The 16,390-nt window shown below is 68.6% G+C and carries 14 protein-coding genes; 8 read left to right on the forward strand and 6 right to left on the reverse strand.

The annotated features are described in order from the left end of the window. Nucleotides 1-96 precede the first annotated feature (96 nt). From ACR65K_RS02265 to ACR65K_RS02280, 4 genes are all read right to left on the reverse strand, one after another. On the reverse strand, nucleotides 97-1,056 hold the full coding sequence (locus tag ACR65K_RS02265) for a hypothetical protein (protein ID WP_440151184.1): 960 nt from the start codon (nucleotides 1,054-1,056) through the stop codon (nucleotides 97-99). 203 nt (nucleotides 1,057-1,259) lie between these two features. Continuing rightward, the gene (locus ACR65K_RS02270) at nucleotides 1,260-2,936 is read right to left on the reverse strand and encodes a formate--tetrahydrofolate ligase (RefSeq protein WP_440151185.1); all 1,677 of its coding nucleotides are present in this window, start codon (nucleotides 2,934-2,936) and stop codon (nucleotides 1,260-1,262) included. Between the two features lie 107 nt (nucleotides 2,937-3,043). Beyond that, nucleotides 3,044-4,309 (reverse strand): D-inositol-3-phosphate glycosyltransferase, encoded by a 1,266-nt coding sequence (gene mshA, locus ACR65K_RS02275; protein WP_440151186.1) that lies wholly within the window; start codon nucleotides 4,307-4,309, stop codon nucleotides 3,044-3,046. Between the two features lie 76 nt (nucleotides 4,310-4,385). Further along, nucleotides 4,386-5,813, reverse strand: coding sequence for a family 4 glycosyl hydrolase (locus ACR65K_RS02280; RefSeq protein ID WP_440151187.1), 1,428 nt, complete (start codon nucleotides 5,811-5,813; stop codon nucleotides 4,386-4,388). Between the two features lie 90 nt (nucleotides 5,814-5,903). Between ACR65K_RS02280 and ACR65K_RS02285 the strand changes: the two genes are divergently transcribed. From ACR65K_RS02285 to tsaD, 6 genes are read left to right on the forward strand one after another with little or no spacing between them, the layout of a single operon-like run. Then, entirely contained in the window at nucleotides 5,904-6,995 is a 1,092-nt protein-coding gene (locus tag ACR65K_RS02285; protein ID WP_440151188.1) for a carbohydrate kinase family protein, read from the forward strand. 56 nt (nucleotides 6,996-7,051) lie between these two features. Next, on the forward strand, nucleotides 7,052-8,290 hold the full coding sequence (gene alr / locus ACR65K_RS02290; RefSeq protein ID WP_440151189.1) for an alanine racemase: 1,239 nt from the start codon (nucleotides 7,052-7,054) through the stop codon (nucleotides 8,288-8,290). Continuing rightward, nucleotides 8,287-8,889: a tRNA (adenosine(37)-N6)-threonylcarbamoyltransferase complex ATPase subunit type 1 TsaE gene (tsaE, locus tag ACR65K_RS02295; protein WP_440151190.1), complete on the forward strand. Its 603-nt coding sequence runs from the start codon at nucleotides 8,287-8,289 to the stop codon at nucleotides 8,887-8,889. Before alr ends, tsaE begins: the two co-directional genes overlap by 4 nt. Then, nucleotides 8,883-9,554, forward strand: coding sequence for a tRNA (adenosine(37)-N6)-threonylcarbamoyltransferase complex dimerization subunit type 1 TsaB (gene tsaB / locus ACR65K_RS02300; protein ID WP_440151191.1), 672 nt, complete (start codon nucleotides 8,883-8,885; stop codon nucleotides 9,552-9,554). The genes tsaE and tsaB overlap by 7 nt, the downstream gene beginning before the upstream one ends. Before the next feature lie 20 nt (nucleotides 9,555-9,574). Further along, nucleotides 9,575-10,069, forward strand: a complete 495-nt coding sequence (gene rimI, locus ACR65K_RS02305) for a ribosomal protein S18-alanine N-acetyltransferase (RefSeq protein WP_440151457.1) — start codon at nucleotides 9,575-9,577, stop codon at nucleotides 10,067-10,069. Next, nucleotides 10,066-11,157, forward strand: a complete 1,092-nt coding sequence (gene tsaD, locus ACR65K_RS02310) for a tRNA (adenosine(37)-N6)-threonylcarbamoyltransferase complex transferase subunit TsaD (RefSeq protein WP_440151192.1) — start codon at nucleotides 10,066-10,068, stop codon at nucleotides 11,155-11,157. Before rimI ends, tsaD begins: the two co-directional genes overlap by 4 nt. Nucleotides 11,158-11,317: 160 nt before the next feature. Here tsaD and ACR65K_RS02315 read toward each other — a convergent pair whose 3' ends face one another. Beyond that, a complete protein-coding gene (locus ACR65K_RS02315; protein ID WP_056334424.1) occupies nucleotides 11,318-12,469 on the reverse strand; it encodes a glutamate--cysteine ligase in 1,152 nt (383 codons plus the stop codon). 388 nt (nucleotides 12,470-12,857) lie between these two features. Here ACR65K_RS02315 and ACR65K_RS02320 point away from each other — a divergent pair, with 388 nt between their 5' ends. Further along, entirely contained in the window at nucleotides 12,858-14,306 is a 1,449-nt protein-coding gene (locus ACR65K_RS02320) for a glycoside hydrolase family 3 protein (protein ID WP_440151458.1), read from the forward strand. A gap of 25 nt (nucleotides 14,307-14,331) precedes the next feature. Then, complete coding sequence (locus ACR65K_RS02325) at nucleotides 14,332-15,150, forward strand: shikimate 5-dehydrogenase (RefSeq protein ID WP_440151193.1); 819 nt, start codon at nucleotides 14,332-14,334, stop codon at nucleotides 15,148-15,150. Between the two features lie 4 nt (nucleotides 15,151-15,154). Here the strand turns inward: ACR65K_RS02325 and ACR65K_RS02330 are convergent, their stop codons facing one another. After that, on the reverse strand, nucleotides 15,155-16,381 hold the full coding sequence (locus ACR65K_RS02330; protein ID WP_440151194.1) for a THUMP-like domain-containing protein: 1,227 nt from the start codon (nucleotides 16,379-16,381) through the stop codon (nucleotides 15,155-15,157). Nucleotides 16,382-16,390: the final 9 nt, after the last annotated feature.

Here is a 16,390-nt window from a genome sequence, read left to right on the forward strand (position 1 = left end):
GGCCAGTGGTTTCGTCAAAGCGGCGAAGAGCATGGTCAGGCTGTCCGATGGCAGCGAATTGAGTACTAAAGACGCTCAGGGTACCTCCCGCGTCGTTCAGCCTTCCTTCGCAAATCCCGACGTGACGCTCGCATCGGCCACGGAATTCCACATCGCTAGCTTGATCTTCTTGATAGCGGCAGCGAATCCGTCCTTCTGATCGGTCTTGTCGACGACGATGACCGTCCACCCGGCCGCTTCGAAGGCCTTGTCCCTTCGCCGATCGCTCAGGCGCTGTGCTTCCAGAAGGTGGTGGCCGCCGTCGTACTGGATCGCAGTTCTTCGCTGTCGAAAGCCGAGGTCGGCAGAGGGCGATCTTGGGTCTCCAGGGCGAAGTGGCAGCTGCAACTCCGGCGTCGGAAGACCTGCGTCCAACATGGCCAACCGGAGGAAGGTCTCGGGCGCAGAGTCCGATCCAACCCGCACTAGTTCCAGTGCCTGCCTCGCACGCACAACCCCTTGAAGATTTGGATGACGGGCAATCATGCCCCGAAGTTCCTCAACCGTTGAGTAAGCGTCCTCCCGACCCTCCAGTTCGGGACGGGGCAGTCGAACCAAGTGGTCCGCCATGGCCACCATGTCTTCCAGAGGCAGAAGCCTCGCCATGTCCAGCCACGTGCGTGCCCGTGTGCTGATCCACATCCCCTCGACGAACTCCACCTCGCCAGGCTTCACAATGACCCGATGGCCGTGGATACCTTTCCTGCGGGCTCCGGGAAGCGCCGTTGGCTTGCTGAGATGCAGCTCGCTCGAGTCTGACAGCCAGGCGGGCAGGAGAGAACTGTGGAGGCGAGCCGCTGTGACATGGGAAATCCATGCTCCGGGTGTCGCTTCTGATAAAGCACGGGCGGCCTCCCCGAGGCAGAAGTCCCATGCAGCAGGGCGGTAGAGGCCCCGGCTGACGTGTTCGATGTCGGCGCCGCGCAGGCGGTTGTGGTCCAGTCCGGCGCTCTTGGAGCTCTCAACCGTGAAAGGTCTGTTCGCCAGATGCGGAGGTAAGGGCAGACGGGATCGCATACTGCATTCTTATGCAAACGGTGCCGGCACGTGTGGAGTTATCCACAGGCTGAAACGTCATCCCATCTCTGCCGTCGCTCCCTGGGGTGCCAGAGGTGAGCGGGCGTTGGGGGAAGGGCTGCGAAAGGTGAGCGGGCGTTTGAGGGAGGCCTGCCAGAGGTGAGCGGGCGTTGGGGTATTTAGTGTCAAAGGTGAGCGGGGGTTCAGGTGAGGCCCACGGGGTTGCCGTCCGCGTCCACGTCCATGCGCAGGGCGGCCGGGACGGCGGGGAGGCCGGGCATGGTCATCACGGCCCCGGTCAGAGCCACGATGAAGCCCGCACCGGTCTTGGGCAGCAGGTCGCGGACGTGGATGGTGAAGCCCTTCGGGGCCCCGAGCCGGGAGGCATCGTCCGTGAAGGAGTACTGCGTCTTGGCCATGCATACCGGCAGTCCGCTCCAGCCGTTGCGTTCGATGTCGGCCAGCCGCTTCAAAGCCGGCACCGAGAAGTCAACGCCGTCCGCGCCGTAGATCTCCTGGGCAATGGTCCGGATCTTGTCCTCCACCGGCAGCCCCAGGGCGTAGAGGTGCCGGAAGCTGTTGGGTCCCTCTGCCGCCTGCAGCACCAGGGCCGCCAGCTCGTCACCGCCGTCGCCGCCGCCGCCCCGCCCCCACACGTCGGCCACGGCGGCGGCTACGCCTTCGGCAGCACACCATGCCAGCAGCCAGTCGAGTTCCTCCTGGGAATCGGAGGAGAACCTGTTGATCGCCACCACGGGCGTTACCCCGAACTTCTCCACGTTCCGCACATGCCGGCGCAGGTTTGCCACCCCCGCTTCGAGCGCAGCTACATCCGGCTGGGCCAGCTGGTTCTTTGCCATCCCGCCCTGCATCTTCAGGGCCCGAACGGTGGCCACTACCACGACGGCGGACGGCGCCAGGCTCCCGTACCGCGCCTTGATGTCCATGAACTTCTCCGCCCCGAGGTCCGCGCCGAAACCGGCCTCTGTGACCACAATGTCAGCGAGCCGACGCGCGGTCTGCGTGGCAATCAGTGAATTGCAGCCATGGGCGATGTTCGCAAAGGGACCGCCGTGGACCAGGGCCGGCGTACCGGCGATGGTCTGGACCAGGTTGGGTTTGATGGCCTCCTTCAGGAGCAGCGTCAAGGCGCCCTCCACCCCAAGGTCCGCGACCGTCACGGGCACCCGGTCATACGTGTAGCCGAAAGTAATGCGGCCCAGCCGCGACCGCAGATCGGCCAGGTCCTTGGCCAGGCAGAAAACGGCCATAACCTCGGAGGCCACCGTGATGTCGAACCCGTCCTGCCGAGGCACGCCCTGCGACGGCCCGCCCAGACCAATGACCACCTCCCGCAGGGCCCGGTCGTTCATGTCCAGCACGCGCTTGAACGTCATCCGGCGGGGATCGATATTCAGTGCGTTGCCCTGGTAGATGTGGTTGTCTACCAGAGCCATGAGGGCGTTGTTGGCCGATGTGATGGCGTGGAAGTCGCCGGTGAAGTGCAGGTTGATCTCATCCATGGGCAGCACCTGTGAATAGCCGCCGCCGGTGGCACCGCCCTTCATCCCCAGGACCGGACCCAGCGAGGGCTCCCGCAGCGCGATCATCACCTTCCGGCCGGCCCGGGCCAGGGAATCCGCCAGACCCACGGTGGTGGTGGATTTGCCCTCACCCGCCGGGGTCGGTGACATAGCGGATACCAGTACCACTTTGCCGTAGGGCGCCGGCGCTGCCAGCCTGGCCGGATCAATCTTGGCCTTGTACCGCCCGTACTGCTCCAGGGCTTCCGGGTTCACCCCTGCGGCAGCGGCGACGTCCGCGATCGGCCGAATCCGGGCGGCCCGGGCTATCTCAAGATCAGAAGGGAGAGCAGACATCCTTGTCCTTTCCCACGCAGTTCGTCCTGCGCAGTCCATTCCTGCACCGGCAGGCGCCGGAGGCATGCCCCTAAGCTAACAGCACCCAGGGCGCCGGCGAAGGAAAATCAGGAAGCGGGAATCACCGGGGCCAGGCGGAGGCCCACAATGTTCTCGACGGCGGCGTGGTAGCTTTCCAGCGTGATGGCAGCGGTGCGCTGCCAGCCGGAGTTCTGGGCCCGGATGGCGGCGGCCCGGCCCAGGTCCTCGCGGGTGGCGGGATCGTCGTACAGGGCTTCCAGGGCATCTGCCCAGTCGGCTGCGTGGTGCCCGTCCACCAGCAGGCCGGTCCGGCCGTGGAAAATGGCGCGGGAAAGCCCGCCTACCCGGGTGGCGACCACGGGCGTGCCGCAGGCCTGCGCCTCGAGCGCCACGAGCCCGAAGGACTCGCTGAAGGACGGCATCACCACAACGTCCGCCGCGCGGAACCAGGACGCCAGCTCAGGTGCCTTCACGGGCGGGAGCTGCGTGACGACGTCGTCCATTCCTGCCTCCGCAACCAGGCAGCGCAGGTTGAATTCCTTGTTGCCGCTCAAGGCGCCCAGGATGGTGACGCGCAGATCGATGTCCGGGCGGCGTTTCCGCAGCAGCGCTGCCGCCTTGACCAGGACGTGCGGGCCTTTCAGCCGCTGGATGCGGCCGGCGAACACCAGGTGGAAGGTCTCCGGGCTGATGCCGTGCTGCGCCCGGGACCGTGCACGGAATGCGGGGGTGAAGGTGGCCAGGTCCACGCCGGGAGGGGCGATGTCGATGCGGTCGTAGGTGGCGCCGTAGTGGGAGACGAGTTCGGCTGCTTCCGAGCTGGTGTTGGCAATAAGCCTGGCCGCGCCGTCCACGATGCGGTGCTCGCCCACCTCACGCCGCCGGGGCTCGGGCTGTTCGCCGGACTCCAGCAGCAGGTTCTTGACTTTGGCCATGGTGTGCATGGTGTGCACCAGCGGCACGCCCCACAGCTCGGACAGTTCCAGGCCGGCGATCCCGGACACCCAGTAATGCGAATGGATCACATCGTAGCGGCCGTGCGGCTGGCGGCGCCGGATCTGCTCGATCTGGGCCACCATGGCATGCAGCAGCCCGGGAAGCTCCTCTTTGGCGATCTTCCGGGGCGGGCCGGCCAGGACGTTGTGCACGCACACACCCGGATCGGGGTGTTCGACGGCGGGCTGGTCGGCTGAGGTGGCGCGCGTGAAGATCTCCACCTCCACACCCGCCTCGGCAAGCGCGGACGCCAGCTCGCGGATGTAGACGTTCATTCCGCCGGCGTCACCGGAGCCCGGCTGTTCCATGGGGGAGGTGTGGAGGGAGAGTAACGCGACCCTGCGGATCAGTGCCACGGGACCTCCTTCCGGCAGCCGGCAGGTGTGAGGGGAGCCGGCTCAGTGCGCATTCGATAAAACATTACTCCTTCCCCTAACGCCTGCCGCCCTGCCACATCTTCCCCAACGCCGGGAAAGCCTGCTCGTAACCCGCCAGGAGCTTCGCCGCCAGGTCCGGCGAATCCACGAGCGGGTGCCGGGCGAAGGCCTCCACTGCCGCGTCACGGTTGCCGGTGGTGGCCGCGCGGACCACGAGCCGTTCCACCTCCTTGACCCGCTGGAGCAGGCCCAGCGGCGGGCCGGCCGGTGCCTGCTGCGGCAGCGGGACCGCCCCGGTGCCGGTCACGGTACAGGGAACCTCGACGACGGCGTCGGCGGGAAGGCCGGGAATGGCGGGTGGGGGAGCGGCTGCTGCAGCCGTGGGGGACGCGGGCGGGTGGGCTTCGGGTTGCCCGGCGGGCGCCGGCGTGTTCCGGGTGTTCAGGACCAGTTGGGTGTCCCCGCCGCCGGCCAGTGCACGCATGGCCGCCAGCGCAACCCGCTCATAGCCCCCGCCGGCCAGGTCCTCCTCGGCCCGGCGCTCGCCGTCGTGCCGCGCCTCAGCGAGGTAGCCCTCCTCGCGGGAGCGCCGCGCCTCCTCCCACAACCGGTAGGCGTCGGGCCCCGCAGAGGCCAGCCGGGGATACAGCTCCTGCTGCTGGCGGTGGATGCTTTCGCCGCGGGTCTGCGCCATTGCCTGCATGGCCAGCCGGGCTGCGTCGCGTTGGTAGTAGTAGTACAGGTACTCGTTGGGAAGCATGCCCAGTTCGGCCAGGAACGTCTGCGGGAAGAGCCGGCCTTCCTCGAACGACTGGAGCGCCCCGGCGTCCGCCAACAGGGCAGGCAGCACGTCCCGGCCGCCGGACTCCAGCTGGTACAGCCAGCCCAGGTGGTTCAGCCCGTAGTAGCCCACGCCGTCGAGCCGCCCCTCCGGCAACAGCACGAGGGCAGCGGCCGCCGCGCGCTGCACCAGCCCGCCGGCAGAGTCACAGATCCCGATGACCCGGGACCCCAGGACCGGAACCAGCGCCTCGGTGACCATTCCGGCCGGGTTGGTGAAGTTGATCAGCCACGCCTCCGGGCAGTGTTCCCGCATCAGCCCGGCAAGGTGCAACATGTGCGGAATGGTCCGCAAGGCGTAGGCAATTCCCCCGGCGCCCGTGGTTTCCTGGCCCAGCAGCCCCAGGTCCTGCGCCACCTTCTCGTCCGCCACGCGCCCCGCCGTGCCGCCCGGCCGGATCGCCGCGAACACCATGTCCGTGCCGGACAGGGCATCGGAAAGACTGGTGGTGGTACGGACCGGAAGGCAGGCACCATCACCCCCGGGCATACTGTCCAGCACCGCCGTGACGGCATCAAGGCGGGCGGAATCGACGTCGTACAGCACCAGTTCGGTGACCAGCCCGGAAAAGCGGCCGGACACCAGGGCCCGGAATATCAACGGAACCCGGAAACCCCCGCCGCCGGCAATCAGAAGCCGCATACCTGCAGTCTAGGACCAGCCTCCGACAGCCCGTCCACACCTGTCCAAGGCCCCTACCGCAGCAGTGTGGCCCGGCGTATCCTGCGCACTATGGACGCCATCCCCGCACGCCCCTTTGACCCCCTGGCTGCCGTCCGTTCACCCCTGGAACCTGGATTCGACCTCCTGCTGGCCGGAACCGTGTTCCAGGACATCATCTTCACCGGCCTGCCCCACGGGCCCGAACCCGGCACGGAAATCTGGAGCGACGGCATGGGCAGTTGCCCCGGCGGAGTGGCGAACCAGGCCATCGCCGCTGCCAGGCTGGGGCTGCGCACGGGGTTGGCTGCCGCGTTCGGGGACGACGGCTACGGGGACTTCAACTGGAAGATCCTCTCCGGCCAGGAACACGTTGACCTCAGCCTTTCCCGCCGCGTCCCGGGCTGGCACTCGCCTGTAACGGTGTCCCTGTGCGTGGACCAGGACCGTTCCCTGGTGACCCACGGACACTCCGCCCCGGTGACGAACTCCGAGCTGATCGGGGACCCGCCCAAGGCGCTCGCCGGCATTGCCGAGGTGGGCCTGGAAGTGGAGCCGTGGGCCCGGGCAGCCCATGCCGCCGGGGTGAAACTGTTCGGGGATGTCGGGTGGGACCCCAGCGGGGAATGGGCCCCGGTGCGGCTCGAGAACCTGCAGTACTTCTACGCCTTCCTGCCCAACCAGCGCGAGGCCATGGCGTTCACGGGCAAGGACAATCCGTGGAGTGCCCTCTATGCGCTTGCTGACCGTGTCCCGGTGGCTGTAGTGACCCTGGGCCCGCAGGGCGCCATGGCCGTGGACTCGGAAACCGGTGAGGAAGAATGGGTCCCGTCGCTTCCGGTCAAGGCACACGATCCCACCGGAGCCGGGGACTGCTTCGACGCGGCGTTCATTGTGGGAACGCTGGCCGGCTGGCCGCTGGGGGACAGGCTGCGGTTCGCCAACCTGTGCGCCGCCCTGGCGGTGCAGGAGGTGGGAGGCTCGCTGGCGGCTCCCGGCTGGGGCGACATTGCCGACTGGTGGAGGCGCGCCAATGCCCGTCCGGAACGGCAGACAAGCCAGTGGCTGCGGCGCTTCGGGTTCCTCGCGGACATCATCGAAGACGTGCCGCTGGCAGCCCAGCGCCGGGCGGCCGCCACCATCGCGCACCTGTCGGATGCCTAGGGAGTGCTGGAGGCCCTGATTATTCGGCGCGAAGTGCCCGCACTAGAATCACTTAGGTGACTTACCCCGCAACAACCGGTGAATTCAGCGCTGCCTCCGGGCAGGACCCCCGCCACGAGCGGTCCGCCGTGATCGACCTGGACGCCGTCCGGCACAACGTCCGCCGGCTTGCCGCCGCAGCTTCCCCCGCGAAAGTGATGGCAGTGGTCAAGGCGGATGCGTACGGGCACGGCGCCGTTCCAGTCGCCCGCGCAGCCCTGCAGGCCGGTGCCGCGTGGCTCGGCGTGGCCCACATTTCCGAGGCCCTCGCGCTGCGCGCCGCCGGCATCGACGCGCCGCTCCTCGCCTGGCTGCACACCACGGACAGCAACTTTGGCGCCGCCGTGGCCGCCGGCGTCGACATTGGCTGCTCCGGCTGGGAGCTGGAACGCATCGTGGCCGCGGCCCGTGAACAGGAGCGCCCGGCACGGGTGCACCTCAAGGTGGATACCGGCCTGGGACGCAACGGAGCCACTCCCGAGGCCTGGGACCGCCTGGTGGGGGAGGCCGTGGAGTACCAGGACCAAGGCCTGCTGCGGGTGGTGGGCATCTTCTCCCACCTGGCCGTGGCAGACGAGCCGGAGCGGCCCGAGACGGACGAACAGCTGGCTGCCTTCAGGGAGGCGCTGGCCATCGCCGAGGATGCGGGCGTGGACCCCGAGGTCCGGCACCTCGCCAACACCCCCGCCACCCTGTCCCGGCCGGACACCCACTTCGACCTGGTCAGGGTTGGCCTGGGCATCTACGGGCTTTCGCCGTTTGACGGCCAGACCTCCGCAGAACTTGGCCTCCGCCCCGCCATGACGCTGCGCACCCTGGTGTCGCAGTGCAAGGAAGTCCCCGAGGGACAGGGCGTCTCCTACGGCCTGCATTACCGCACACGGACACCGAGCACCTTGGCCCTGATTCCCATGGGCTACGCCGACGGCGTCCCCCGGATCGCCACCGGCGGGCCCGTCCGCGTAGGCGGGAAGACCTACCCGGTGGTAGGCCGGATCGCCATGGACCAGATGGTCATCGACCTTGGGCCGGAGGCATCCGGGACCGCCCTGCAGGGCACGGAAGCGGAACTGTTTGGGGACGGTGCCGACGGCGGACCCACCGCGGAGGACTGGGCCCGCGCCGCCGGAACCATCAACTACGAAATCGTGACCCGGATCAGCCCCCGTGTTCCGCGCCGCTTCATCAATGAGGACGAGCCGGCGGGCAACAACCAGGGCCTGGTGGGCCTGCCCGGCACGGCGGGGGCGTCGTGAGCGCGCCCGAAGAGTTGGCCGCCAACCAGGCCGCCAACTGGGAAAAGACATTCACGGCGACGACGGCGGACCAGACGCACGCGTTCGGCGCACGTTTGGCGGAGGTACTGCGGGCCGGGGACCTGCTGGTGCTTTCCGGCGAACTGGGTGCCGGTAAGACGACTTTCACGCAGGGCCTGGGCGAGGGGCTGGGCGTCCGCGCCGGCATCATCTCGCCCACGTTTGTCCTGGTCCGGATCCATCCCAACCTGCCGGATGGCCCGCGTCCCGGCGGCCCGGACCTGGTGCACGTGGACGCGTACCGGCTGGGTTCGGCGGCGGAGATCGACGACATCGACCTCGAAAACACCATGGACTCGTCCGTAACGGTGGTGGAGTGGGGGCATGAACGGGTGGAGCACCTGAGCGACAGCCGGCTGGAAATCGACCTCCTCCGTGCCATCGGGCTTGATACCCCGGGCAGTGGAGCCGGAGGCGTGACCCTGGACTTCGACGGCGAGGACACCGACGAGCCCCGCACCATTGTGATGCGCGGGTACGGGCCGCGGTGGGCAAGTGCCCCGGAATTGGGCGGGAAGGGAGGGAACGTCCCATGCTGATCCTCGCGATTGACACCTCTGCAGTGGCCAGCGCGGCGCTGCTGTCCAATGAAGCCCCGGAAGGCGTGCTGGCCAGTTTCGCCACCGAGGACACCCGCAGCCATGCGGAGGTCCTCGCGCCGGGCATCCACGCCATGCTGGCGGACGCCGGCGTCACCGGGCAGGACATCGATGCGCTGGTGGTAGGGGTAGGTCCCGGCCCCTTCACCGGGCTGCGCTCGGGCATTGCCACGGCACGGACACTCGCGTTTGTCTGGGGCAAGCCCCTGCACGGACTGATGAGCCTGGACGCGGTGGCGCTGGAGGTGGCCGAATCCACTGCGGCCGTCCCAGAGTTCCTGGTGGTGACCGATGCCCGCCGGAAAGAGGTCTACTGGGCCCGCTACAGCCTGGACGACGGCCAGTTGCCGCAGCTGGAGGACGGCCCGCATGTCGGATTCGCCGCCGGCCTGCCGGACCTGCCCGCATTCGGCGCCGGTGCCGGGCTCTACGAAGACGTCCTGCAGGCCCATCCGGAGTTCGCCGCGGAGCAGCCTGACGCGCTGTACCTTGGCCAGTTCGCCCTGGCCAGGCTGGCTGCGGGGGATACCCTGCCGGACACCACACCCCTGTACCTGCGCGAATCCGATGCCCAGGTTCCCGGACCACGGAAGCGGGCGCTGTGAGTACCCACCCGGCACCCCGCATGGCAGGTGTCACCGTCCGCGACATGACCCTGGATGATGTGCCCGGCGTCGGCGCGCTGGAGCAGCAGCTGTTCCCGATTGACGCCTGGCCCGTGCAGATGTTCATCGACGAGCTCTCCCAGCCGGAGACCCGCCGCTACCTCGTGGCGGAGACCAGCGACGGCATTGTGGGCTATGCCGGGCTGATGTGCATCGAGCCCATCGCGGACATCCAGACCATCGCCGTCGTCCCTGACTATGAGGGGCGCGGCATTGGCAGCACCCTGCTCACGCAACTGATCGGGGAGGCCAGGCACCGCGGTGCGGCCGACGTCCTGCTCGAAGTCCGCGCCGACAACCCGCGGGCGCAGCAGCTGTACGTGCGGTTCGGTTTCGAGCAGATCCACATCCGGCCCCGCTACTACCGCGACGGGGTGGACGCCCTGATCATGCGGCTCCAGCTCGCCGAACCCGAAACTGATGGCCAACACGCAACGGAGGAAGGCCAGCCATGAACCGCTCACAGCCCCTGGTGCTGGGCATCGAATCATCCTGCGACGAAACCGGCGTCGGCATCGTCCGCGGCACCACCCTCCTCACCAACACCGTCTCTTCCTCCATGGACGAGCACGTCCGGTTCGGCGGCGTCATTCCCGAGATCGCTTCGCGGGCCCACCTGGACGCGTTCGTCCCCAGCCTGGAGCAGGCACTGGCAGACGCCGGAGTGAGCCTTGACGAGGTGGACGCCATCGCCGTGACCTCCGGGCCCGGGCTGGCCGGCGCACTGATGGTGGGCGTCTGCGCTGCCAAGGCGCTCGCCGTCGCCACCGGAAAGCCGCTGTACGCCATCAACCACCTGGTGGCGCACGTTGGCGTGGGACTCCTGGACGACCGCGCCAGCGGGCGGAAGCAGGAGCTGCCGGAGAACCTGGGCGCCCTGCTGGTCTCCGGCGGACACACCGAAATCCTGCGGATCAGCAGCATCACCAGCGACGTGGAGCTCCTGGGTTCCACCATCGACGACGCCGCCGGCGAGGCCTACGACAAAGTGGCACGCATCCTGGGCCTTGGTTACCCGGGCGGCCCCGCCATCGACAAGGTGGCCCGCGGGGGCAACCCCAAGGCCATCCGCTTTCCCCGCGGCCTCACCCAGCCCAAGTACATGGGCACGGCGGAGGAGCCTGGGCCGCACCGGTATGACTGGTCCTTCAGCGGCCTCAAGACGGCGGTGGCCCGGTGCGTGGAGCAGTTCGAGGCCCGTGGGGAGGAGATCCCGGTGGCTGACATCGCGGCCGCCTTCCAGGAAGCCGTGGTGGACGTGATCTCATCCAAGGCGGTGCTGGCCTGCCGTGAGCACGGCATCCGGGATGTCCTGCTGGGCGGCGGCGTGGCCGCGAACTCACGCCTGCGCGAACTGACCGGGCAGCGCTGCGCCTCCGCCGGCATCCGGCTGCACGTGCCGCCCCTGGACCTCTGCACGGACAACGGCGCCATGGTGGCGGCCCTTGGCGCGCAGCTGGTGATGGCCGGCGTGGAACCCAGCGGAATCGGCTTCGCCCCGGACTCGTCCATGCCGGTCACCTCGGTATCTCTCCCGGCCTGACGCCAGTAGGCCCGGCGGCAGTAGGCCCGCCCAACCCGTCGCGGGGCACTTTGGGAGCGTCGCCGTCGTACATCACGACGGCGGCCGGCGTGTCCGTGTCGAAGTGCCCCGTTTCCAAGGGGGCACGTGAGCCAAGGGGCCACGTAAGACGGGGAGCAAGTCAGGCGGTGGGGCCGTTCCGCATCTGCTTGACCAGGTCCAGGACCACGGCTTGGAGATTTCCGCCGTTCTCCGCGGCAACGCGGCGCTGCCGCTGGTACCCGGCGCCGCGGCGGATGATTTTCTCGACGTCGGCGAGCTCGTCCAGGCAGTGAAGCTTGGCCGCGACGGGCTCCAGCCGGTTCAGCGTCTCCAACAGGTGCTCGGTGACCAGCTGCTCCCGGCCTGCGGCGTCAAGGATGATGATGGCGTCCATGCCGTAGCGGGCGGCGCGCCACTTGTTCTCCTGCACGTGCCACGGCGGCATGGTGGGGATGGTGCCGCCGTTGTCCAGGGTAGTGGAGAACTCGTCCACCAGGCACTGGGTGAGGGCTGCGATGGCGCCCACTTCCTCCAGCGTGGCCAGGCCGTCGCAGATGCGCATCTCGATGGTCCCGAGGGCAGGCACCGGCCTGATGTCCCAGCGGATCTCCGAGATGGTGTCGATGACGCCGGTGGTGGTCATGTCCTGCACGTAGGACTCGTATTCCTCCCAGGACTTGAACTGGAAGGGCAGGCCGGCGGTGGGAAGCTGCTGGAACATCAGCGCGCGCTGGGAGGCGTAGCCGGTGTCCTCGCCGCCCCAGAACGGGCTGGACGCGGAGAGCGCCTGGAAGTGCGGGAAGTAGTTGACCAGGCCGTCCAGGACGGGCAGTGCCTTGTCCCGGCGGTCCAGGCCCACGTGCACGTGGACGCCGTAAATGACCATCTGCCGGCCCCACCACTGGGTGCGGTCGATCAGTTTGGCGTACCGCGCCTTGTCCGTCACCGGCTGCAGCTGCGGCGGGCTGAACGGGTGGCTGCCGGCGCAGAACAGCTCCACGCCCATGGGATCGGTGATTTCACGGACGGCAGCGACGGACCGGCTAAGGTCCTCCTTGGCCTCGGCCGCTGTCTCGCAGATGCCGGTAACCAGTTCCACCGTATTCAGCAGCAGTTCCTGCTTGATGTGCGGATGTTCGTCGTCTTCGTTGAGTTCCGGGTGGCGCGACGCCACGCCGCGGAGCACCTGGTTGGCCACGGAAGCGAGCTCGCCCGTCTTTCCGTCCACCAGGGCAAGCTCCCACTCAACACCGAGGGTTGACTGCCTCGATGACGCGAAGTCGATCTTCACACGTTTCCTTACTGTCCGGTTTGCCGCTGGCTGATGCCGCTCACAGGCTGCGCCGGCTGGCGAACGGGTGGTTCAAGTCTAGTGCAGGGGTAGCATCGTATTGATGGCCCCGTTCCCCACGCGTCACAGCGCCGCCAAAACCAGTCCCGCCAAAACCTTCCCCCTCCTCCTGGCCCTGTCGGCCCTGGCCCTGGCCTCCTGCACCGCCTCGCCAAACCCGGCTCCGCCGTCGTCCCCGGCGTCGCCCACTACTGCGTCCCCTTCCGCATCAGTAAGTACGACGACGGCGCCTCCCACCGCTTCTGCCTCACCTGACCCAGGCTCCCGCCCGCTTGGGTGGGGCCCGGAGCAGCGCGACCAGGACGCAGCGGCGGCCGCTGTCAAAGCCATGTCGCCGGAGCAGAAGGCCGGGCAGGTGCTGCTCCCGTTCTTCAAGGGCAGCCAGGTGGAGGCGCACGCCGCGCTCATCCATCGCCTGCACCTGGCCGGGTCCATCATCATGGGCGACAACGTGCCGCGCGACCCGCAGGGGCAGGTGGATGTTGCCGCCATGGGTGCCGTGAACCAGCGGCTGCAGCAGGCTGCGGGCGCCGACGGCCGGGGCTGGCCGGGCATCATCGCCGTGGACCAGGAAGGCGGCGCCGTGGCGCGCTTGGGGCAGCCGCTGACCGAATGGCCGACGCCCATGAGCTACGGTGCGGCCGGCAGTCTGGCCCTGACCCGCGAGGCTGGAAAGGGTTTGGCCGGCGAGCTGGTGCCGCTGGGCTTCGACCTCGACTTCGCGCCGGACACGGACGTGACGGTCGGGCCCACCGACCCCACCATCGGCGCGCGATCCATGTCCGCCGATCCGGCTGCCGCTGCCGCCCACGGAGTTGCCTTCTCCCAGGGCATGCTGGACGCCGGTGTGCTCCCCACCGTCAAGCACTTTCCCGGACATGGCTCGGTGACAACCGACTCCCACCTCAGCCTCCCGGTACAGCCGGCCGGCATTGACGAACTCCGCGCCCGGGACTGGAAACCCTTCCAGGCAGCCGTGTCCGCGGGTCTGCCCATCGTCATGACCGGCCACATCGCCGTGCCTGCGCTGGAACCCGGTGTGCCGTCGTCGCTCTCTGCACCGAGCTACGCCGCGATGCGGGACCTGGGCTTCAAAGGCGTGGCCGTGACGGATGCCCTCAACATGGGGGCCGTGGACAACCAGTACCCCGCCGGCGCTGCCGCAGTGAAGGCCCTGGGAGCCGGCGCCGACCTGCTGCTGATGCCCGCGGACGTGGAACAGGCGCACGCAGCCATCCTCCAGGCCCTGGCCGCCGGGACCCTTCCCGGCGCCCGGCTCGATGAAGCCGCGCAGCGGGTGGCCACCATGATGATCTGGCATGCCCGGACCACGGCGGCCGCCGGAACAGCGGGTGCAGGTGCCCCCGCCGGAAGCGGTGCCGCGTTGTCGGCCCGGGTGTCGGCGTCGGCCCTTACGGTTGTCTCCGGCCCCTGCGGCGGGTCCCTGGTTCCCGGTGCTGTACGCGTTACCGGCGGGGGACCGGGGGACCGGGAGCGCTTCGAAGCAGCCGCGGCCCGCGCCGGCCTTGCGGTTGGATCAGGTCCGCTGGTGAGTTTGATCGGCCTCGGCGGGAAGGCGGCGGGCGGGGACATCGCCGTGGCCCTCGATGCCCCCTGGCCGCTCCAGAACTCCACAGCCCCGGTCAAGCTGGCGCTGTATGGCCGCACCGACACTGCCTTCGACGCCCTGGCCGCCGTGCTGGCAGGAAAGGCGCCCGCTCCCGGGAAGCTGCCTGCCGCCGTCGGGCCCTTTCCTGCGGGAACCGGCTGCCCCTGACCCCCGGGGACGGTTTAATGGTCAGGTGCCCATTCTGAATAAAGACATGACCCTTTGCATCTCGCTGTCGGCCCGCCCCAGCAACAACGGGACCCGCTTCCACAACCACCTGTACGGGCAGCTTGACCTGAACTGGATCTATAAGGCGTTCGCGCCCACTAACCTTGAACAGGCCATCGCCGGGGTCCGGGGGCTGGGCATCCGCGGCTGTGCCATCTCCATGCCCTACAAGGAGGACGTCATCGCGCTGGTGGACGAGATGGACCCCTCCGCCAAGGCCATCGACTCGGTGAACACCATCGTGAACACGGACGGCCACCTCAAGGCGTACAACACCGACTACACGGCCATCGAACAACTGCTGGCGTCCAATGCGGTCCCCACGGACTATTCCGTGCTGGTCCAGGGTGCGGGCGGCATGGCGAAGGCCACGGTTGCCGCCCTCCGCGATGCAGGCTTCAGGGACGTCACCATCATCGCCCGGAATGAGGCCGCCGGACGTGCGCTCGCGGACCAGTACGGCTTCCGGTGGCGTGCAGCGCTCGACGGCGGCACGGCGGACCTCATCATCAACGTCACGCCCATCGGCATGGCCGGTGGCGCGGAAGCAGACAGCCTGTCGTTCCCCGCGGAGGCCATCGAGGCTGCCCGGGTGGTCTTCGATGTGGTTGCACTGCCGGCTGAGACACCGCTGATCCGTGCCGCCCGTGAGGCAGGCAAGCCGGTTATCACCGGAGCGGAAGTGGCCACCATCCAGGCGCTGGAACAGTTCGTGCTCTACACAGGCGTGCGCCCCACCGCGGAGCAGGTGCGGGCAGCCGAGGAGTTCATGCGCGCCCAGTAGGCGCCTATACCGGTTCCACCACGATCGCCACCCGGTCCTCGCCGATCCGCGTCAGGACCAGGGTGGCGGTCCTGGCGGCACCCTTCTTGGAGTTCTTTCCGCCGGGCAGCAGCTGCTTCCGCAGCTCCTCCGGGGTTACCGCAGTGCCGCGCTTCTTGATGTCCAGCACGGTGATGCCCTCCTGCTTCACCCAGGCCTTGAGCGCCTTGACGTTGTAGGGCATGACCTCCAGGACCTTGTAGGCCCGGGCGAACGGGGTGTCCAGGAGTTCCGGGGCGCAGATGTAGGCGATGTGTTCGTCCACCAGGTGCCCGCCGAGTTGCAGTGCCACGTCGGCCACCAGGCCGGCACGGATCACGGCGCCGTCGGGTTCGTAGAGGTAGCCCTCCACCGGTCCCACCGGTGCGGCCGGGCCGGCGCCGAAGTCCTCCGCGCTGGCCAACTCCGCGGGCCCCTGCGAACCCAGGACCAAGGCCGCCCGGCGGACCCCGGGCCTGCGTACGGCGTTGAACCAGAGGGTTACTTCGGTGACATCCCCGCCAACGGACACCCACTGGGCTTCGCAGCCTGCAGGAACAGACTCGTGCGGCATGCCCGGGCCCATCTTCACGCCCACGGCCTTCCCGTCGGCAGCGAGCGACTCCACGAAGGACAGCGGCGGGGAGAACGCCTCGGGGTCCCAGATCCGCTTGGTTCCGGACGTGGAGGTGACGCGGCGCGCGGGATCCAGCCAGACGCCGTCGATCCCTTCCAGCGGGACTGATGCCGCGTCGGCGTGGACCACTGTGGCATTGGGGAACGGGATGAGGTTCATGGTGGCGCAGGCCGCGGTGGTTTCGTCCATTTCCACGGCGGTGACGTTGATGTCCAGGGATGCCAGGGCCATGGCATCGGCGCCGAGCCCGCAGCCCAGGTCCGCCACGCGGCTGATCCCGGCAGCAGCGAACCGTTGCGCGTGGTGCGCGGCGACGTTCAGGCGCGTGGCCTGCTCCAGGCCTGCCTGGGTGAAGAGCATTTGCCGGGCGAACTCGCCGAATTTCGCCTCCGCCCTGGTGCGCAGCCGCGACTGGGTCAGGACGGCGGATACGAGCCCGGCAGGGTGCCCGGCCTTCCGCAGGGCCGCATTGAGCGCAAAGGAATCCTCGTCCCGGTAAGGGCCCAGGGACGCCAGCAGGTCCCATCCTTCGGGGGTCAGCAGCGGTGCAATCTGGTCCTGGGGAGCGTGAGCCATGGGTTCCAG

The organism is Arthrobacter sp. SAFR-179 (assembly GCF_059414945.1).